We start from the raw sequence: 18313 nt of genomic DNA, 5'->3' as shown, positions 1-18313 counted from the left end.
CCCGTGCGCACTACGGGATCTTCGGCAGGTTGAAGCTTCCGCTCGCGGCGCCGCCGAGAAACGCCTCCCACTCTCCATGGTCAAAGACCAGCACGTGGCCGTCCGGGTTCCGGCTGTCCCGCAAGCCGACTGCGTCAGTGCTGAAGGACACCTCGACGCACTGGTTGTCCGGGGGATTGCTGAAGGGCGACTTGTGCCACTCGGTGAAGTTGGTGTCGAGGTGGCGCTTGTTGGTGTCCTGGATCCTCATCTGCGTCCTTGTACCTTCCCGATCCCACGCCGCAGGTCAATCACATCGACTCAGCGACTTCCAGCAGAGTCTGCCGTGTCTGCTTCAGTCCATCGGCTGCCGCCTTTTGCTGGTCCCACAAGGTCAGGTACTGAGCGGTTCGCTTGGCGTTGTCGACGTACTCCCCACCGTCGTGCTCCTCCACGTAGATGATGTCAACCGCTGGCGTCGTATCAAAGCCGAAGATCGTGTAGTCATGCCCTTGGCCCATGTAGAAGCCAGCAGAGAACGGAACGATTCGGACATGCACGTTCGGCCGCTCGGTGATCTCGACGAGCTTCATGATCTGGGGCTTCATCACCCGGCCATCCTTGATCCTGTGCAAGGCAGCCTGGTCGATGATGAACCAGAACTCCTGGTCGAAGTCGTCGAGAACGCCCTGCCGAGCCAAGCGATCAGTCGCGTACTTGTCGATCTCGTCGGACGACAGCGGGGGCCGCCAGGCCCGCGCGTTCTCGCGCATGTAGCTCTCGGTCTGCAGGAGTCCCGGCACGACCAGCGCCTGGTAGGAGAAGTACCGATTGCAGCTTGGCTCCATGTCGACCAGTAGCCGAAGGTACTGCCGGAACCGGGTGCTGAAGGCGCCGCGTTTCGTGCGGTGGTTGCTCTCGGCCTGCAGGTCACGCGTGTAGGCCCGATCTGCGTCGTTGGCTGCATAGAGGTCGAGCAGCGCGTTCAGCTCGATCAACCGGATGCCGCTGCCGCTCTCGATGTGGGCGATCTTCTGCTGCGTGCATCCGAGGACGCCCGCAGCGTCTTCCTGCTTTGCGCCGGCCGCATCCCGAAGGCGGGCAAGCTGAGTGCCGAGAACCACCTTCATCACGGCAGCCGGCAGTTTTCGAAGCGGCTCGGTCACAGACTCCCTCACCTTCACAGCGTGGCTGGTTGCGGAACGTAGCCGCAATTCACCCGATCGGTCGCGTAGTTAATCTGAGTACACAAGTTACGGTCCAAGGGTAGGCACAACAAAGCCCCAGGCCGCAAGGAGCGCAGAGCGATGAGTACACAAGTTAACATCGCCGCTGCGATGGCCGCGGTCGCCCCCAGTGCCGTACAAGCCCCTGCTGAGACGTCGTGGGGGTCTGGGTTGGCGATCGCAGTGGCGCTCCTTCTCATGGCGGGCTGCGTGGCCGGAGTCGGTGCCGGCTGGTGGTACGTCGGCGAGCGGCGTCGAGTCCGACGTTGCCGTGGGCACGTACCGCCGAGTCCGTCCCCCGAGGCACCGCTGACGACGGGTCCCACCCTCGCCTCCCAGGGTGTTAATCAACCCGTCGCCCGGCCACGCAGCCCCCGGCACGTGGCGCCCACAACCGGCTCGGCCTAGCGCATCTCCGCGGCGCAGCGCGACTCGCGCTGCCTGACACCCTGCTCTGTCGAAGGAGGTGGTTCGTCGTGACAACGTCGACCACTCGCACTCCAGTCACACTCTCAGGCGCGACCTCCGAAGAACGCTGTGGCTTCTACCGCAGCGAGTACGGATTGCCAGCGACCGTCGACCGCTCAATGCAGCGCATCCTCATGCCCGTCGGTGGGCTCGTCGGCGCCATCACCATGCCTCTCGAACTTGGCCAGCGTGTCCAGGCCGGCCTCCGGATCCGGATGCTCGCCGGTCCGGTCATCGAACGCGCGCAGACCCAGCGATGGACGTTCATCACCGGCCCCGGCCACACGCTCGACGACGCGGTCCATGCGGAAGTCCTTCGACTGGGAGCGTCAGTCGCTCCGGAAGGCGACAACATCGTCTTGCCGTCTCCGGAGGACGAGCACCTGGGCCTCTGGTGTTGGGAATGCGCTCCGAAGGCGCTGAAGGACTTCCCGCCGCAGTCGGCAGTGATTGCGACCACGAGGGCCATGGCCTCCGCAGGAGGGTGACCGATCCACGGCAGCGACGCCACGGTCAAACCTAGAACGCCGGTGTACCGATCCGGCTCCGACCCGGATCGGCGCACCGGTTCCCAAAACGACTCGGCCTGCATCGAGCAAGCGACGAAAGGACATCGATGATGAGCCCAACGATCTTGCTCTCCCCGTCCCCGCTGGCCCTTTCGACGATCACCCTGCGAGGCAACGCTTTCGACACCGGGAGGCTGCGCATCCTTCCGGTTGCTGTACCGCGGTGGTCACGAGCGATCCTGCGCGCCAACATGTTGCACCTTCAGGAAACCGAAGACGGACAGCCGAGGCGAGTCACCGTCAACAACCAGGTGGCGCGCATCGCGCCAGCACCTTGCCGCGCTTTGCTTGCAGATCATTCGCTTCGGTCACCTCTCGGCGTCGGAGCCGATGTCTGCTCCGAGTGCAAGATGATCGCCGAACTCATGCACGGACGAGACTGGGCGGGGTTCCTGTGACAGCAGTGGTTTTCGTGCCGATGCGGCGCGTTTGCGTTTCGAGCTTGCGTCAAGATCTTGTCGGCCAAGGCAGGCTCCGAGCGACCATTGATCGCTGCCGAAACTGTCCGATTAGGTCGGTCCGGTGAGCCATGGCCGAACCACAGCAAGCACCTGAACCGCTGCTGTACTGGGGAACCAACCAGCAGGGCGGAACAGCGAATCACTATGCCGGACGCGTGCACGTCGTCTGGCCGGACAACGAGTTTTACGGCCTGTGTGGCCTGCCAATCGAAGAGATCTGGGAGCAGCGACCCCCGGTGCCGGACAACCTCTGTCCACTGTGCTGCGTCCGTGCCATGGTTGCCCTGTTCCCGGCCTTCTCTGAGTCGCTCTTGACTCTGCCGCCAGGAACGGGGAGACACGAGCTTGCCGCTCAGGATCAGCAGGTCCCTCCGGAACGTCCGGCAGAGCAGACCATGTTGATCCCGGCGATCAAGTCCGAGGATTCGTTTGCCTGAAACCAAACCTCGTTGAACGCGGAGGAAAGTCCGCGCGCTCATGAACGTGATCAGGAATTGGAGTGCGGTTATGGCCACCAGTCTCGTCGACGGCCGAAGCGAACGGGGAGGTCAGCCCGACTTCCTTGACAGTCCGCGACGCAACTGCGGGGCCAGCCGAGCGCGCGCTCCCCGGCGCGGAACGCGAGCACCTGAGCTCCTCGCTCTGGCCCAACCACAACCATCCAAGGCACCAGTTCCCAGCCCGAGCACTTCCATCGAAGCTGTCCCGCCGATCCGCGACGTTCGTGATCGTGACGACGCTCGATTGATCGAAGCTGTACGCCGTGGCGACATTGCGGCCTACGGTGACCTTTACGCACGCCACGTCGACTCCGCTCGCAACCTTGCTCGCCAGCTTTCCCGGACAGTTACAGAAGCCGACGAACTCGTCTCGGAAGCGTTCATCAGGGTCCTCCAGGTGCTCTGCGCGGGAGGTGGCCCCGACTCAGCAGTCCGCGCATATCTCCTCACAGCGTTGCGGCACACCGCGTACGACAGGACCCGCAAGGAACGACGCGTCGAGCTGTGTGAGGACATCACGGAAACGGTCGATCCTGCGCTCGTCAGCGTCCCCTTCGATGACACCGTGACGACAAGCGCTGAAAGGGCACTGGCGAAGAAGGCGTTCGTCGGGCTACCCGATCGTTGGCGGAAGGTACTCTGGCTGACCGAGGTCGAGGGACAGACGCCAGCGGAAGTCGCGCCGAGCCTCGGACTTACACCCAACGGAGTGTCGGCGTTGGCATATCGAGCACGGGAAGCGCTCCGCCAGGGATATCTGCAAGCTCATTTGGCTGCCGCTCAAGCAAAGCAGTGCGGACCGACGATCGAGGTCCTCGGCTCGTGGACACGAAGCGGTCTGCCGAAGCGGCAGGCCCGAGAGGTTGAAGCGCATCTCGACGAGTGCGCTTCCTGCCGAGCGCTGTCCGCAGAACTTGCCGAGATCAACAGTTCCTTCCGCATCGCCACGAAGGCGCCTGTGAAGCCTTCTGATCAGCGTAAGAATGTGCGCCACTCCGGCGCTCGGCAACAGTGCCTCGCGATTGAGGTCGGACACAGTCTCCTCAGCATGAAGCTGGCGAGCTGATCGGCAATCGGTCGGGCGCAACTCCCCCGATCGGGCTACTTCACGCGCGGCCTGCTGTGGAGACCGGGCACCGGCGTACCGTTGGGTTCTTCCGGCGGCGTCCACCTCCCCCTTGTGACACCGTCCGGAACCGCCGCCGACCGGCGCGATACCCCCAGTCGCGGACCGGTCGGCGGCTTCATTCAGCGCATCGAACTGGCCAGCACCGCAGTGAGCGTTCCGGTGATCAAAAAGGGGCCGAGCGGGATGTCACGGCTCGCCTCAGATCCTCGACCGATACGTAGGACGAGAAGTGCGATTGCCGCCGTTAGCCAGCCGAGCAGGGTTCCTGTCAGGACGGCCGTCCAGCCGGCCCAGCCCAGTGCGAGCCCCAGCAGGCCGCTGAGCCGGAGGTCGCCCCCGCCGAGCCCGGCAGGACGAAGAAAGTACAGCGCTCCGTAGAACGTGAGGAGCGCGAGCATGCCGGCCGCGGAGCGGATGAGCGGGTAGGCGTCATGGTGGAGCACGGCGGCTAGGCCGAAGAGCGAGGCCAGGAGGATTCCGGTCGGCCAGATGAGCTTGGTGGGCAGGGTGTGGGTCTTGAAGTCGATCGCGGCGAGTTGGACGCCGGCAGCGGCCAGCCAGGAGTAGGCGAACAGGTCAGGTTCTGCGCTGATGCGCCAGGCCAGTGCCGAGAACAGGACGCCGGTGGCCACTTCGAGGACGACCGGTGGCGCCATCCGCTCGCTCTCCGCAGGGAGGGCCGAGCTTCGCTGCACTGCGATACGCAGAACAAAGGCGAGTACGAGCCCAGCCAGGCCCCAACCAGCGATGCTGACCGCAGTCACTGCGGAGCTCGCGCCGTTCGTCGGCTCGCGAGAGTGACATTGCTGGTCACGATGTACCCCCTGCGGCCCTCTGGTTAGAACTTTCCGGTGTAGCGAAACTACTACTGAGCGACATTTGGACACGCCAAGGTTGGCCCATTTGGGTGAACCTGATCCTATTTTCCCTGTTCCGACACTTGTGTCCCTTCATAGGGACATTGCGGTCTCCTAGGGGGCGCCAGGTAGACGTGAGGTGTACCACAGTAGATCGAAAGGAATTTTCGCAGATCCGAGGGGGTGCACGTGGTCGACGGCAACGTACACGGCCGCAACGGCCGGCGCAGGGCGGGACTGGTTGTCATCGGACTCGCGGCGCTGACGTTGACGGCCTGCAGTTCGAACTCGTCGCCAACGCCTGGGGGCACGACTGGGGCGACAACTTCTTCGTCGCCGAGCAGCGCTTCGCCGTCGCCGGTTTCTCCGGCGGACAGCGCGCGTCAGCAGGCGACGGCTGCCTACACGGGAATGTGGCGGCAGATGGCCAAGGCCGGCGAGACCGGGGACTGGCAGTCGCCAGAGCTCGCGAAGTACGCGACGGGCGATGCGCTCGGGGTGGTCAATCGCAGCCTGTATACCGACAACCTCAACGGTGTCGTGACCAAGGGTGCGCCGAAGACCAATCCCCAAGTGTCCAAAGTGGATCCGGAAGACAACCCGACCACAGTCATGATCTCGGACTGTGGTGACGACAGCGGCTGGCTGAAGTACAAGAACGGCCAGTTGGTCAACGACACACCGGGCGGGCGACGCTCGATCACCGCGGAAGTCAAGAAGCAGCAGGACGGTACGTGGAGGGTCACCCGCTTCGCAGTGGAGGGGGTGGGCTCGTGTTGAAACGTTTAGGAGTCGTGGTCGGCCTGTCCGCGGCCGTGCTCGTGGTGACCGCGGTACCCGCATTCGCTGATGGGGGCTGGGGATTCACCGACTGCAGCCAGTATCCCAACCCCGGCTGCGAGCTCGGCGCGGGCAAGGGCGGCACCAATGGAAACGGTAACCAGGGCAACGGAAACAGCAAGCCGGGCAACCCTGGGAAGAACAATCCCGGTACCGGGCAGGCCAACGCCAACGGCGACACGATCATCGGTGGGAAAAACAACCTGGCCCAATGCGGATACGAGCGCAGCGGCTATCAGGGCCCGGCGCCTGGCGGTGCGCAGCCGGCGGCCTTCCACGTTCCGCCGAAGTCGGGTGCGGTCCCCGCGGTGCCCGCGGTGCCCGCGGTGTACCGGCCGCAGAGCGCGCCAGCCACCGCGCAGTTCGCGGTAGCGCAGCCACGGCCCGCGCAGGCCCAGCCGCCCTCGGGCGCTTGGTACGTCTACAAGTGCACGGGGCCCGGATTCGCGGATGCGCTGTACCGTCCGCCGGTCTGGATTGCCGATGGCCAACCCGGTCCGGCGCCGCTGCCGTCCCCTGCTGAACTCGCGGCGCAGGCGCGCAATCAGTTGCGGCTGCCGACTCCGAAGATCAAGGCGAACCCGGCAGGCGATCAGCTGGTCAGCTTGCCGACCTGGATGTGGCTGGACCCCAGCAGTTGGGGCGATGTGTCGGCAACCGCGGCGGTGCCGGGTGTCTCGGTGACCGCGGTCGCGAAGCCGACCTCGGTGACCTGGTCGATGGGTGACGGCGGTTCGGTGACCTGTACCGGTCCGGGTTCTCAGTTCCCCGCCGGGGGCAATCCGAAGAGCGCGTCGCCGGACTGCGGCTACACCTACCGCACCTCTTCGGCCGGGCAGCGCGCTGAGGCGTTCCCCGTGTCCGCCACGGTGAACTGGATCGTGACCTGGTCGGGTGCAGGCCAAGGCGGCACGTTCCCGAGCATGACCACGACCGGCAATGCCGCGTTCCGCGTGGCGGAGAGCCAGGGCATCGCCACCGGCTGAACTAAACCTCCCGCCCCACGAGGGCGGGTGTCCACAACGAAACACCCTGTTACGGAAGGCACGTCGACCACCCAGATCGACGCGTCGCTATGGCGTCATGCCTGAAGGAGGTCGGTGGTGACCACTACCGCAGGTTCGACTAGCACGGACACGACGGCGAAGGATCGAACGTCGGCGAACGCGTGGGCTGGCCGTGACGGCAAGGCTCCTTCACGCCTGAGCGGCGGAGGCCGGCGGCGCAGCGTGCCTTACCTGCTGCTCGGTGTCCTGCTGGTCGTGGTGTGCGCCGCGGGCGGCGTGTTCGCCGGAATGCAGTTGGGAGACAGGGAAAGCGTGCTGGCGTTGGCTCGTCCCGTTGCGGTGGGCCAAATCCTCACCGCGCAGGACCTCAAGCAGGTCAGCATGGCGTCTGATTCCGGAATGGACGTGATGTCTGCATCGGCGGCGTCCACCGTGGTGGGACAACCGGTCGCGTTCAGTCTGCCCGCCGGTTCGTTGGTGACCCGATCGGTCCTCGGTGCCCCACAAATTCCCTTGCAGGGCAAGGCAATCGCAGCTGTCGGGCTGAAGCCCGGACAGTTCCCGCCCGACCTGGCACCCGGCACCACAGTTGCAGTGCTCACCACGCCGGGCCAGGGCACGACGACCGGAACCTCGAACGGACAGACCTCGTCCTGGACCGCGGTGGTGACCGGAATCGCCACGCGCGAAACCGAGCAGACCACCGTGGTCTCTCTGCAACTGTCCGAAACGGACGCTCGGGCGTTGGCCTCCGCTCCGGCCGGGCAACTCAGCCTGGTGGCGATCGCGGGAGGTGGCCGCTGATGCTCATCGCAGTCTGTTCACTCAAGGGCTCGCCCGGCGTCACCACGTTGGCCACCGCCCTCGGCGCCAGGTGGCCAGGACAGGAGAACCCGATTGTCGTCGAGGCCGACCCAGCCGGCGGCGACCTGATGGCCCGCTTCCGGCTGCCCGAGTCACCAGGGCTGGTCAGCCTTGCCGCCGCGGCACGGGGCCGCGGCGGCTCCGAGCCGAACCTGCTCGCCCAGCACACGCAGCTCCTGCCAGGTGGCCTGCGCGTGGTGCTCGGGCCGGTCGGCGCGGAACAAGCCCGCGCCGCGTTGTCGGTGCTGGCTCCGGGCGCATCGTCGCCGATGCGCAGGGCAGCCGACCAGCCGGAGACCACGGTCATCGTCGACTGCGGCCGGGTGGATCCCGACTCGCCCGCGTTCCCGATCATCCGCGGCGCCGACGCGATGCTGCTGGTCGCCCGACCACACGACGACGAACTCGCGCACGTCGCGCTCAAACTGCAGGCCGCCCAGCGGTGGTCGGCGAAGCCGTGCTTCGTGCTCGTCGGCGACGGCTACCCGACCGCTGAGGTCGCCCAGGTCATGGGTATCCCGGTGATGGGCCGCGTTCCCCGCGATGACAAGGGCGCCGCCGTGTTGTGCGGGCACGGCAACGGCCGGCACAGCCCGGCGAAGTCCGCGCTCGGGCGCGCCGCCGCCAAGATCGCGCTGAACGCCTTCGCGCACTGGCACGCCACCAACAACGGCGGCACCCATGCCCCGCACCTGCGGCTGGCGGTGCCCGGAGAGCAGATCTCCGGCGCGGCCCTGCAACCCCTCGGGCCGCAAACCCGGAACGGCGCGACGTCATGACCCGACCCGGACTCGGCGAGCCGCACCTGACGACTACCTCGAACGGAGCCGGCCCACAACCTGGCCCGACGAACCTGCCCGGCCCGGCAGAACTTCCACATCGACCCGCCGGGGAGGCCGCCGCCGTGGACCGGCTGCGGCAGTACCTGCGTGACCAGCTGTCCACGCAGCTCAGCCAACGCATTCGGGACGACGAAAGCAGCGGCCGTGCCCCGATGGGGACTGTGGCTCGCCGTCAGATGGCCGAGGCGATCCTGCAGGACGCCGCCGAGGCACATGCCCAGGCGGAGATGCGGCAAGCCCACGACCTGGTGCGACCCGAGGTCGAGCAGCGGGTGATCACGGCCGTGCTCGACGAGGTCTTCGGGCTGGCCGGTCTGGAACCGCTGCTGGCCGACACCGAGATCGAGAACATCAACATCAACGGCTACGACCGCGTCTTCGTTCGCTACGCCGACGGCCGCCGACGCCGGGTGCCGCCCGTGGTGGGTTCGGACACGGAGCTCATCGAGCTCATCCGAGATCTGGCAACCCGATCCGGCGTGGAAGAACGCCGCTTCGATCGCGGCTCGCCGATCGTCAACTTCCAACTGCCCGGCGGCGAGCGGGTCTCCGCAGTCATGGCCGTCACCGCGCGCCCGTCGGTGTCGATTCGGCGACACCGCTTCACCAGTGTCACTCTGGCGGAGCTGCGTGAGAACGGCACCATCGATCTCGCGCTGGAGTCGTTCCTCAAAGCGCTGGTGCGTGCCCGGCGCAACGTCCTGGTCACCGGCGGCACGGCGATCGGCAAGACGACCCTGCTGCGTGGTCTCGCCTCAGCCATCCCGTCGTGGGAACGGATCCTGACGATCGAGGACGTTTTCGAGCTCGGCCTCGGCGAGGACGGCGAAGCACACCCGGACGTGGTCGCGATGCAGGCCCGCGAACCCAATCTGGAAGGCGTGGGCGCGGTCTCCCTGTCGGACCTGGTGTGGCAGTCACTGCGCCAAAGCCCGGACCGGGTCATCGTGGGCGAGGTCCGCGGTCCCGAGGTCATCCCGATGTGCAACGCGATGTCCATGGGCAACGACGGCAGCATGGGCACCCTGCACTCCTCCAGCAGCCAGGGCGCGTTCACCAAGCTCGCCGCCTACGCCGTGCAAGGCCCCGAGCGGCTGCCGATGGAAGCTACCAACTTGTTGGTGGCCGCGGCGTTGCACTTCGTGGTGCACCTGGACAAGCCCCGCGGCGAAAACAGTAAACGCGTGGTGTCCTCCATCCGCGAAGTCGTCGGCGCCGACGGCGCTCAGATCATCAGCAATGAGGTGTGGCGGCCCGGCCCGGACCTGCGTGCTGTGCCTGGCGCGCCGCTGCGCACCGACACCGTGGACCTGCTCATGGATGCCGGTTACGACCCAGACCTGTTCGAGCGGCGCGAAGGGTGGTGGACGCCATGACCACGACCGCCGCCCTGTTCGGACTGCTTGGCGCGGGCCTCGCCGTCGGCATCCTGCTCGTCTGGGCCGGCCTGCGTGGCCGGCCCGCCCGCCCCACGACGCCGTCGCGACTGAGCGCCTGGCTGGCCGCCCACCACGACCGCAAGCAGGTCGGCTGGCTGGTGGTGGCCGTGCTCGCCGGCCTGGCCGTCGGCGCGATCACCGGCTGGGTGGTCGGCGCCATCCTGACTGTCGTGGCCGTGGTGGGTCTGCCGCGGATCCTCGGCTCGAACACCGACCACAAGCACCACCTCGAACGCATCGAGGCGATCGCCGGGTGGACGGAGATGCTGCGCGACACGCTCGTCGCCGCGGCTGGCCTGGAACAGGCCATCCTCGCCACCGCCCCGGCCTGCCCAGCCGCGATCCGCGAGGAGATCACCGAGCTGGCCGTCCGGCTGGAACGCGGCGAACGCCTCGCACCCTCGCTGCGCAACCTCGCCGAGCAGCTGCGCGACCCAACAGCGGACCTGGTGATCTCCGCGCTCGTGCTGGCCGCCGAGCACCAAGCCCGGCAGCTGGCGGACCTGCTCGGGGAACTGGCCAGCGAGGCGCGCGAGCAGGCGTCGATGCGGATGCGCGTCGAAGCCGGCCGCGCCCGCACCAAGACCAGCGTGCGGGTCATCGTGATCACCACGCTGTCCTTCGCTGTCGGCCTGGTGCTGCTCAACCGTGGCTACCTCGCCCCGTACAACACCGCGTTCGGTCAGATCATGCTCCTGATCGTCGGAGTGCTCTTCGTCGCAGCTTTTGCTTGGCTGGCAGGGATTGCGCGCATGCGGGAGCCAGAAAGGTTCCTGACCGAGCTGGGCACGATCCGGCCGCACGACGCCGATCTCGACGTCGATGACCTGTTCACCGGAAAGGGGGCGTCGTCATGATCAGTGCGTTGCTGTGGGGCGCTGGGCTCGGCGTCGGGTTGTGGGCGCTGGTGGTCTACATCTTCCCGCCCCGGCCACCGTTTCGAACTCTGGTCGACCGGCTGCACGCGACACCGGCACCGCCGCCGATCCTCGCCGCGGACTCCGACGGCTGGGCCCTGCGTGTGGGCAAGCCGTTCATCAAGCCGCTGGCCGCACTCGGGCTGCCCAACCGCAAGTTGCGCAACGACCTCGCCGTCACCGGCAAGAGCATCGAGCACCACCTGGCCGAGCAGGCCACGTTGGCGCTGACCGGGTTGCTGCTGCCGATCCTGATGGAGCTCCTGCTCGTGGTCGCCGATGTCAGTCTGGGGTGGGAAGTTCCGGCCATCGCCAGCCTCATCTTCGCCCTCGGCGGCTTCCTGCTCCCGGACATCAGCGTCCGGCAGGAAGCCGAGCGGCGACGCTCCACCTTCCGGCACGCGCTGTCGGCCTACCTCAACCTGATCCGGGTACTGCTGGCCGGCGGAGCCGGAGTCGACGGAGCACTCTCTGACGCGGTCGGTATCGGCAAAGGCTGGGCGTTCCAGCAGATTCGCCGCGCATTGGTGACCGCCAAGCTCACCCGCAACACGCCTTGGTCCACCCTAGGCCAACTCGGCACCGAACTCGATGTGCACCAGCTGTCCGAGCTGGCTGCCTCGGTCAGCCTGGCCGGCACCGAAGGCGCCCGCGTGCGCGCCAGCCTCGCGGCCAAAGCCGCCGCGTTGCGCACTCGCGAACTCACCGACGCCGAAGGCGATGCCCAAGCGGCCACCGAACGCATGAGCCTACCCGTGGTGATGCTATTCGGTGGATTCCTTGTCTTCATTGGATTTCCCGCACTCGCACAGGTGCTGGGAGGTCTCTGAGTTCCACAAGAACAGTCCATAACGGACCCCGAACCACAGGGGAGAAGCTGATGTTTACCGAAGTCCAGATCCTCATCGCCCGAGTTCGTGCCGAGCTGGAGCGACTGCGTCACGACCAGGGCGGCTACTCGACCGAGGCTGTCGTGGTCACCGCTCTGCTGGCGGCGCTCGCGATCGCAGTGATCGCGATCATCGTCATCAAGGTCACCCAAAAAGCCAACGGTATCAACTTGTAGGCCGGTGACGACAATGCCTCGAAACGGAGCGCTGACGACCGGCGAGCGTCCACACAGGACGCGCGTGCGCGCCGCGCTGCGTCGGCTACGACACGATCAGCGGGGTGCTGGAACGGTCGAACTCGTCATCGCCACGCCCTTGCTGCTCCTGCTGATTCTGCTCATCGCCCAGTTCGCTTTGTACATGCACGCCACCCACATCGCCCAAGCTGCTGCATCCGAGGCGCTCTCCGCAGCGCGGGTGTCCGGTGGCAGCGCCACCGCAGGCAACACCGAAGGGCAACGCATCCTGGCGCAACTGGGAAGCGGCCCACTGCAGGGAGGTGCGGTCAACGCCCAGCGGGGAAACACCCAAGCATCGGTCACCATCACGGGAACGGCGACCAGCGTCATCCCGTTCATGACCCTCACGGTTCACGCCGAAGCCGTTGGGCCCATTGAGAAATTTACCCCGCCGACCGCTGCGGGGACCGCGCCATGAACGCGACTTTCAAGCCCCGCAGGCTCGTCCACCCCGTGCGTGCACGGCTCAGCATGCTGCGCCGCGATGAACGTGGCTCCGCCGCGGCCGAGCTCACCCTACTCACCCCGCTGCTCATTCTGCTGCTGTTGTTCGTGGTGCTGTGCGGCCGGCTCGCCGACACGAAACTGCGGATCAACGACGTCGCGCACCAAGCCGCTCGTGCAGCCACCCTGGCCCGCACGCCGTCGCAGGCCACCGCGAACGCCCAGACGACAGCCAGCGCCGCTTTGGCTTCTGCCGGGATCACCTGCCAGTCGCTCACGGTTTCCACCGACACCCAAGGGCTCAAGCCCGGCTCGACGGTCACCGTCACCGTCTCGTGCAGTGTCGGTCTGGGTGACCTGACCATGCTCGGCGTCCCAGGCTCCCGAACGTTCGAATCCAGCTTCTCCTCGCCAGTAGACGTGTGGCGCGGCAGCACCGTGGCGCAGGCAGGAGGCACCGGATGAGCTCCACAACACCGTCTCGCCGCCTCGCACTGCGCCGACTTCGTGAGGACCAGAGCGGCAGGGTCACCGCGTTCGTCGTCATCATCGTGACCGCGGTCCTGCTGTTCGCCGGCCTCGTGCTCGACGGCGGACTCGCGCTGGCCGCCAAGGTGCGTGCTCTCGGTGAGGCCCAGGAAGCCGCTCGGGCCGGCGCCCAGGAAATCGATCTGACCGCCTACCGCGCCAACGGCGCCCTGCGCCTGGAACCGCAGCAAGCCAGTACCGCCGCACGCAACTACCTCGCCGCCGCAGGCCACACCGGCACCGTCTCCGTCGCCGGCAACACGGTCAACGTCACCGTCACCGTCAGCCAATCGACGCAGCTGCTCCCGCTGATCGGCATCGGCTCGATCACGGTCACCGCGACCGGCCAAGCCCAGCCACAGCGCGGAATCTCTGGGGTCCTGCCATGACCACGCCCCGCCCTCAACGCAGGCCAACGACGAAGGAGACCAGGATGGCCACACCTGAAGAGATCGAACATCGCGTCGAAGAGAACGACAGCACCACGACCGCGAAGCGATCCGCCGCGGCGAAGCGGGTCGGCGAACTCGCGCAACGCCGGGCCGCCATCGCCGAGCAACTCAGTGATGTCGAGCGAGAACTCGGTGACGTACTCGCCGAGTCCAACGACGTGATCGGCACCGACGAACTGGCGAAGTTCACCGACGTACCCGTTGCTGACCTGGACCGGTGGCTCAACGGCCGGAAGACCACGCGCACCAAACGCAAGAAGTCCGCGCCCGCGTCGGCCGCTGCGAAGACCGAGACGGGCCAAGGTCCGCCGACGGCGACGGCAAAGACGTCCGGACCGACAGCGACGGTGCCGGAGCCCGCCGAACCTCGGTCCGCGCCCGCGGGCGCGGATGCGCGTGTTCCTGCGGAAGTGACCTGACCTCGCTTGGTCGTTTCTCGCCAGGCAGGCGCACATCGAGCCGAAACCCGGTACTGCCAAGGAATTGAGCACGTCGTGACCGCACATTCACACCACACACGCAGGAAATTGGCACCGGCCACGAGCCGCCACACCTCGTGGACGCCAGCCGGCACGTTCCGGTTCGTCGGCCGAGTCCTGCGCGGCCTGCTCGCCGCCGTCGTCCTGCTCGCGCTCGTGGCCGGCCTGCCCTGGGCCTTGGTGCACTTCGTCGGCTGGCCCCTGCCCGGACACGTGCCGACCTGGGACGAGATCCAGGCGACGCTGCTCAACCCGATGAACCCGCAGTTCCTGCTCAACACGCTGGCCGTATTGTGCTGGATCGTCTGGTTCTTCTTCGCCATCGACGTCCTGCGCTGCACCCTCGACGCAGCGCGCGGGATCACCTGGCCGCAGGTCCGCCCGCCCGGCCCGCTTCACGGGCTCGCTGCGGCCTTGATCGGCACCATCGTGCTGACCCTGCTCGGCAGCCGCACCCTGTACACGGTGCCCACGTCGGCCGCCGCGGCCTTGACGAGCGACTTCGCGCCGGTCGCGGTGACCGCGCCCCTGACACCCGGTCCCACCGTGCACACGCTGGCCCGGCAGGCCCCGCTCGTGCAGCACACCGCCCTGGTGATCGATCGAGCGGCGCCCGCCCCGCCGGGGACGGTGCAGGCCACCGAGGAAGTCCGGCTCCCGCAGGACGGGATCTACGACAGCCTGTGGCGGGTCGCCGAACGCGTCTACGGCCCCGGCGGCGGTAGCCGGTGGCCCGAGCTGTTCCAACTCAACCGCGGCGTCGAGCAGCCCGACGGCCGCGCACTCACCGACCCCAATCTGGTGCGGCCCGGCTGGAAGATCACCGCCTACATCCCCGCCCCGGTCGACGAGCCAGCGCCGGGCCAGCAACCGCCACAGGTCCCGCCCGAGCAATCGGCCCCTCCGACCAGCACGGCGCCTACCACGCCGCCCTCGACGCAGCCGGCACCGACCACGCAGGCTCCGGCCGCGACTGATCAAGCCGACCAGCACGGCACAGACCAGGCCGAACCAGGGCTGGACCTGATGACGGGGGTGTTCGTCAGCCTCGGCCTGGCCGGCCTGGTCACTGCAGCCTCGGTGTCGGCGAGGATGTGGCGGCGCCGTCGCTACCGCGTCGGCAGCGGCGACCGCGCTGACCTGCAGCGTCCGATCGCGCCCGTGGTCCGCGCACTGCGCACCGCACACGACGACCACGACGACGACCTGCGCGCCGACGACGTGGAGTTCGTCGACCTCGCGCCCGCTCCACCGCGGATCCACATCACCGCGGGCGGCGCGCTCGAACCCGACGACGAACCAGTACCCGTTCCAGCGCGAGTCGGCGTTCGAGGTGGAAGCGAACTCGCACTGAACCTCACCAGCACCCGCGGGCTTGGTCTGGCCGGGCCCGGCGCCACGGACGCCGCCCGCGCGCTCCTGCTGCACCTGCTCGCCGAGCAGCAGCCCGGCGGCAGCATCTGCGTGATCATCCCCGCCGAGGACCTGCACCTGGTCTTCGACGGCGCGCAGGTCGAGCATCTGCCATCCACCGTCCTGGTGGTCGATTCCCTCGACGCTGCCCTCGACGAGATGGAAGCGGCCCTGCTGACCCGCACCCGCCATGCCATCGAGGAGACCGAATCCCAGCCCACTCCGGCCTCGCTCGTGCTGCTCGCCAGCCCGGCGCCGCACGCTGAACGCCGCTTGCAGGCCGTCCTCGACAATGGCTCCACCCTCGGCCTGGCCGGCATCCTGCTCGGTCAGTGGCGGCCCGGCGCGACCGTCCGTGTCCGCCCCGACGGCACCGTCAGCGCCACCAGCCCCGGCCTCGGCGACGTACTCATCGGCACTCGCTTGTTCACCCTGCCCGCCGCCGACACCACCGCGTTGCTCACCCTGCTCCACGACGCCGAAGACCCCCCCGACATACCGGGCCTCGACCTCGAACCCCGCGCTGCCGGTGATGACGACGGGCCGCTCGCGGACGTCGCCGAGGACGACCACGGGATCGTGCAGGCTCCGGTGCCTGAGCAGCGCTCGGTGGAGGAGATGACGCAGCTCGAATCGACCCGTCCGCCGGACCCGCACAACAACCAGCCGGTCGCGCCGACGCCGAGCTTGCAGGTGCTGGATGTCCACGCCGTCCCCGTGGACGTCCAACCGCCGCCTGACCCGGTACCGGTCTCACCCGCAGGCGGCGGCGATGAGCCCGGCACCGCCGCCGACGACGTGGAGCTTGCCGACGACTCGTCAACACGGACCAAGAACCGGTCGAAGCCGGTGGTGGAGGATCAACTGGCGCCGCGGCGACCGCTGGCCGTGCGGGTACTCGGTCGCGTCTACCTGGCCCTTTACGACGACAGCGGCGAACGCGAGCTCGGTGGCACACTCACACCGAAGCAGCGCGAAGTGCTCGTCTACCTCGCGCTGCATCCCCAAGGCGTCCGCCGCGAAGTCCTCAACGAAGCGGTTTGGCCCGACAGCCGGCCACCGCGGCCGTACAACAGCTTCCACAACACGCTCTCGATGCTGCGTCGCGCACTCAGCGACGCCACCGACGGCGCCCTCGACAACGTCGTCCTCAACGACGACGGCCGCTACCAGCTCAACCCTGACCTGGTCACCGTCGACTTCTGGCACCTCCAGCACGCCCTGCAGGCACCCCGCCCGACCGGCGGCGACGCCCTCCTGCAGCTGCACGACGCCATCGAGCTCTACAAGGGCGACCTCGCCGAAGACCTGCTCGTCCCTTGGGCCGAGCCCTTCCGCGAGTCCATCCGCCGCGACGTCCTCGACGCGCTCGGCGCCCTGATCCGCGCCCACGGCGACACCGACCCGGAAACGATGCTCACGCTGCTGGAACGCACCCGCAAGCTCGACCGATACAACGAAGGCGTCTACCGCGACATCATCCGCACCCAGGCGCGCCTCGGCCAGTACGCCGCCATCCCACGCACCCTCGCACTCCTGACCGCCACACTCGACGAAATCGGCCAACCCCCGAGCGGAGACACGCTCAACCTGGCCGACTTCCTTCAACGCCGAGGAAGCACCCGCCGGCCGCTCCCGACTGACAACGCCGCCGCCAGCTGAGCGGAACGCCCGGCATGCCGAAACAGCCCGTCAGCCTGGCAAATCGTCGTGCGGAGGCTCGCCGTCCAGCATCTGCGCCGGAGGCTCCTGGCTTTTCGACTGCGACTTCTGCAAGCGCTCGATCAGCTCGATGTGCTCGTCCGCCCAGTCGATCAGCGGTCGCGCCCTGGTCAGCAGGTCCGCCGCCGCCGGCGTCAGCGAGTACACCACCGACCGCGGAAACATCTGCTCCTCGAACCGGTCGACCAGGCCGGAGGTCTCCATGCGCCGCAAGGTCCGGCTCAACGCCCGGCTCTGGATCCGACGCTCGGTCCCCGTCCATGGGTCATACGTGGTCATATCTTGAATGGCGGCATGAAGCTCGTTGTAATGCAGCGGCCCCGCACTCAACGCCACCATAATGTGCGTGATCCAGTCCCCAGCTAGCAGGTGGCGGATATCCCGCGACCGCTGTAGATACCTAGCGTCCCCCGTTACCATGCACACACTCCACATTCGTTCGTGAAGGCTCACCTCCACCCCGCCCCCGCAGCGCAGGTGAGCCAAAAGATTCAAAGATTCGAATCGCCTCCTTTCTGGCCAGAGGGCGTACAATTTTTACTCGTCATCGGTACCTCGCGTGATCAGTGTCAAGGTTGTCAACGCTACGCCAGACGGGGTACCCGATGCAGCGTATTTCTACTTAGGACGAGCGAGCGTCACCACATCGAGTGACGGACTGGTAGATCAACAGCACTCTCAGTGAGTGACTTGTAGGGTCCTGGCAACCTACCGCTCGACAGTCCGATCCACATGCCTGTTAGAGCAGTAGCCCCTCTGTGTCGCGAAGCGCCTGGTCACACGGCCCGCAGACCCTACCGATGCAACGCCCGACTCGGTCGCCGGCAGGCATATGAACAGTCGACTTGGGTGGGTGGTCGCCTGCCGTTCCTCTTGACTCCGTGGTCGCCTTGACTGCGATGGTCACCATCTCCCCGTACCCCACTTTCCGCCGGCCGAGCGCTGCCAGGCCGCCTCCCACACACTTCCCCCAGTCGTGTTCCCGGCCGTTGCTCGGCCTGTGATCAACGGCGCCCGAAATGCGACTCGTGCGTCAATTTGCTTTCAA

General features: G+C 67.2%; 21 protein-coding genes. 16 read left to right on the top strand and 5 right to left on the bottom strand.

The genetic code is table 11. From position 1 onward, the window contains the following. Positions 1 to 10: 10 nt before the first annotated feature. The 3 genes from AB0M30_RS22310 to AB0M30_RS22300 form a co-directional block, all read right to left on the bottom strand. Entirely contained in the window at positions 11 to 250 is a 240-nt protein-coding gene (locus AB0M30_RS22310) for a DUF397 domain-containing protein (RefSeq protein WP_364586406.1), read from the bottom strand. Between the two features lie 40 nt (positions 251 to 290). Beyond that, the gene (locus AB0M30_RS22305; protein WP_364586403.1) at positions 291 to 1145 is read right to left on the bottom strand and encodes a helix-turn-helix transcriptional regulator; all 855 of its coding nucleotides are present in this window, start codon (positions 1143 to 1145) and stop codon (positions 291 to 293) included. A gap of 644 nt (positions 1146 to 1789) precedes the next feature. Next, positions 1790 to 1978 (bottom strand): hypothetical protein, encoded by a 189-nt coding sequence (locus AB0M30_RS22300; protein ID WP_364586400.1) that lies wholly within the window; start codon positions 1976 to 1978, stop codon positions 1790 to 1792. A 314-nt stretch (positions 1979 to 2292) separates the two neighbouring features. Between AB0M30_RS22300 and AB0M30_RS22295 the strand changes: the two genes are divergently transcribed. From AB0M30_RS22295 to AB0M30_RS22285, 3 genes are all read left to right on the top strand, one after another. Next, positions 2293 to 2640 carry a hypothetical protein gene (locus tag AB0M30_RS22295; protein WP_364586397.1) on the top strand — a complete coding sequence of 116 codons (348 nt, stop codon included), beginning with the start codon at positions 2293 to 2295 and terminating at the stop codon, positions 2638 to 2640. Between the two features lie 131 nt (positions 2641 to 2771). Continuing rightward, positions 2772 to 3140: a hypothetical protein gene (locus tag AB0M30_RS22290; RefSeq protein ID WP_364586395.1), complete on the top strand. Its 369-nt coding sequence runs from the start codon at positions 2772 to 2774 to the stop codon at positions 3138 to 3140. Between the two features lie 307 nt (positions 3141 to 3447). Next, on the top strand, positions 3448 to 4269 hold the full coding sequence (locus AB0M30_RS22285) for a sigma-70 family RNA polymerase sigma factor (RefSeq protein WP_364586392.1): 822 nt from the start codon (positions 3448 to 3450) through the stop codon (positions 4267 to 4269). Between the two features lie 182 nt (positions 4270 to 4451). Here AB0M30_RS22285 and AB0M30_RS22280 read toward each other — a convergent pair whose 3' ends face one another. Then, a complete protein-coding gene (locus AB0M30_RS22280; protein WP_364586389.1) occupies positions 4452 to 5096 on the bottom strand; it encodes a prepilin peptidase in 645 nt (214 codons plus the stop codon). Between the two features lie 282 nt (positions 5097 to 5378). On the opposite strand from AB0M30_RS22280, the gene AB0M30_RS22275 reads away from it, so the two are divergent. The 13 genes from AB0M30_RS22275 to AB0M30_RS22215 all read left to right on the top strand — a co-directional run bounded on the left by AB0M30_RS22275 (position 5379) and on the right by AB0M30_RS22215 (position 17205). Then, a complete protein-coding gene (locus tag AB0M30_RS22275) occupies positions 5379 to 5969 on the top strand; it encodes a hypothetical protein (protein WP_364586386.1) in 591 nt (196 codons plus the stop codon). Then, positions 5963 to 7015: a hypothetical protein gene (locus AB0M30_RS22270; protein WP_364586383.1), complete on the top strand. Its 1053-nt coding sequence runs from the start codon at positions 5963 to 5965 to the stop codon at positions 7013 to 7015. The genes AB0M30_RS22275 and AB0M30_RS22270 overlap by 7 nt, the downstream gene beginning before the upstream one ends. 117 nt (positions 7016 to 7132) lie before the next feature. After that, the gene (locus AB0M30_RS22265; protein ID WP_364586380.1) at positions 7133 to 7840 is read left to right on the top strand and encodes an SAF domain-containing protein; all 708 of its coding nucleotides are present in this window, start codon (positions 7133 to 7135) and stop codon (positions 7838 to 7840) included. Next, on the top strand, positions 7840 to 8679 hold the full coding sequence (locus AB0M30_RS22260; protein ID WP_364586377.1) for a chromosome partitioning protein: 840 nt from the start codon (positions 7840 to 7842) through the stop codon (positions 8677 to 8679). Before AB0M30_RS22265 ends, AB0M30_RS22260 begins: the two co-directional genes overlap by 1 nt. 125 nt (positions 8680 to 8804) lie before the next feature. Then, positions 8805 to 10118, top strand: a complete 1314-nt coding sequence (locus AB0M30_RS22255; protein WP_364586374.1) for an ATPase, T2SS/T4P/T4SS family — start codon at positions 8805 to 8807, stop codon at positions 10116 to 10118. Then, positions 10115 to 11038 (top strand): type II secretion system F family protein, encoded by a 924-nt coding sequence (locus tag AB0M30_RS22250; RefSeq protein ID WP_364586371.1) that lies wholly within the window; start codon positions 10115 to 10117, stop codon positions 11036 to 11038. Before AB0M30_RS22255 ends, AB0M30_RS22250 begins: the two co-directional genes overlap by 4 nt. Then, the gene (locus AB0M30_RS22245) at positions 11035 to 11928 is read left to right on the top strand and encodes a type II secretion system F family protein (RefSeq protein WP_364586368.1); all 894 of its coding nucleotides are present in this window, start codon (positions 11035 to 11037) and stop codon (positions 11926 to 11928) included. The genes AB0M30_RS22250 and AB0M30_RS22245 overlap by 4 nt, the downstream gene beginning before the upstream one ends. A gap of 50 nt (positions 11929 to 11978) precedes the next feature. Then, positions 11979 to 12164 carry a hypothetical protein gene (locus AB0M30_RS22240; protein WP_364586365.1) on the top strand — a complete coding sequence of 62 codons (186 nt, stop codon included), beginning with the start codon at positions 11979 to 11981 and terminating at the stop codon, positions 12162 to 12164. 64 nt (positions 12165 to 12228) lie between these two features. Continuing rightward, a complete protein-coding gene (locus tag AB0M30_RS22235; RefSeq protein WP_364586362.1) occupies positions 12229 to 12645 on the top strand; it encodes a TadE/TadG family type IV pilus assembly protein in 417 nt (138 codons plus the stop codon). Next, entirely contained in the window at positions 12642 to 13136 is a 495-nt protein-coding gene (locus AB0M30_RS22230; RefSeq protein ID WP_364586359.1) for a TadE/TadG family type IV pilus assembly protein, read from the top strand. The genes AB0M30_RS22235 and AB0M30_RS22230 overlap by 4 nt, the downstream gene beginning before the upstream one ends. Continuing rightward, a complete protein-coding gene (locus tag AB0M30_RS22225; RefSeq protein WP_364586356.1) occupies positions 13133 to 13588 on the top strand; it encodes a pilus assembly protein TadG-related protein in 456 nt (151 codons plus the stop codon). Before AB0M30_RS22230 ends, AB0M30_RS22225 begins: the two co-directional genes overlap by 4 nt. 44 nt (positions 13589 to 13632) lie before the next feature. After that, the gene (locus tag AB0M30_RS22220; protein WP_364586353.1) at positions 13633 to 14070 is read left to right on the top strand and encodes a hypothetical protein; all 438 of its coding nucleotides are present in this window, start codon (positions 13633 to 13635) and stop codon (positions 14068 to 14070) included. A gap of 108 nt (positions 14071 to 14178) precedes the next feature. Continuing rightward, a complete protein-coding gene (locus AB0M30_RS22215; RefSeq protein WP_364586350.1) occupies positions 14179 to 17205 on the top strand; it encodes a BTAD domain-containing putative transcriptional regulator in 3027 nt (1008 codons plus the stop codon). Positions 17206 to 17235: 30 nt separating this feature from the next. Here AB0M30_RS22215 and AB0M30_RS22210 read toward each other — a convergent pair whose 3' ends face one another. Next, positions 17236 to 17544 (bottom strand): winged helix-turn-helix transcriptional regulator, encoded by a 309-nt coding sequence (locus AB0M30_RS22210; RefSeq protein ID WP_364586575.1) that lies wholly within the window; start codon positions 17542 to 17544, stop codon positions 17236 to 17238. Positions 17545 to 18313 lie beyond the last annotated feature (769 nt).

The organism is Amycolatopsis sp. NPDC051716 (genome assembly GCF_040681595.1).
Lineage (GTDB): Bacteria > Actinomycetota > Actinomycetes > Mycobacteriales > Pseudonocardiaceae > Amycolatopsis.
The sequence above is the reverse complement of the archived record's forward strand: the minus strand, read 5'-3'. Positions and strand labels throughout refer to the sequence as shown.

Bases quoted from the DNA above. Each gene is read 5' to 3' on its own strand.
- AB0M30_RS22250 (WP_364586371.1), top strand. From the start codon at position 10,115: ATGACCACGACCGCCGCCCTGTTCGGACTGCTTGGCGCGGGCCTCGCC.
- AB0M30_RS22225 (WP_364586356.1), top strand. From the start codon at position 13,133: ATGAGCTCCACAACACCGTCTCGCCGCCTCGCACTGCGCCGACTTCGT.
- AB0M30_RS22290 (WP_364586395.1), top strand. From the start codon at position 2,772: ATGGCCGAACCACAGCAAGCACCTGAACCGCTGCTGTACTGGGGAACC.
- AB0M30_RS22245 (WP_364586368.1), top strand. From the start codon at position 11,035: ATGATCAGTGCGTTGCTGTGGGGCGCTGGGCTCGGCGTCGGGTTGTGG.
- AB0M30_RS22310 (WP_364586406.1), bottom strand. From the start codon at position 250: ATGAGGATCCAGGACACCAACAAGCGCCACCTCGACACCAACTTCACC.
- AB0M30_RS22295 (WP_364586397.1), top strand. From the start codon at position 2,293: ATGAGCCCAACGATCTTGCTCTCCCCGTCCCCGCTGGCCCTTTCGACG.
- AB0M30_RS22260 (WP_364586377.1), top strand. From the start codon at position 7,840: ATGCTCATCGCAGTCTGTTCACTCAAGGGCTCGCCCGGCGTCACCACG.
- AB0M30_RS22300 (WP_364586400.1), bottom strand. From the start codon at position 1,978: ATGGACCGCGTCGTCGAGCGTGTGGCCGGGGCCGGTGATGAACGTCCA.
- AB0M30_RS22230 (WP_364586359.1), top strand. From the start codon at position 12,642: ATGAACGCGACTTTCAAGCCCCGCAGGCTCGTCCACCCCGTGCGTGCA.
- AB0M30_RS22210 (WP_364586575.1), bottom strand. From the start codon at position 17,544: ATGACCACGTATGACCCATGGACGGGGACCGAGCGTCGGATCCAGAGC.
- AB0M30_RS22240 (WP_364586365.1), top strand. From the start codon at position 11,979: ATGTTTACCGAAGTCCAGATCCTCATCGCCCGAGTTCGTGCCGAGCTG.
- AB0M30_RS22220 (WP_364586353.1), top strand. From the start codon at position 13,633: ATGGCCACACCTGAAGAGATCGAACATCGCGTCGAAGAGAACGACAGC.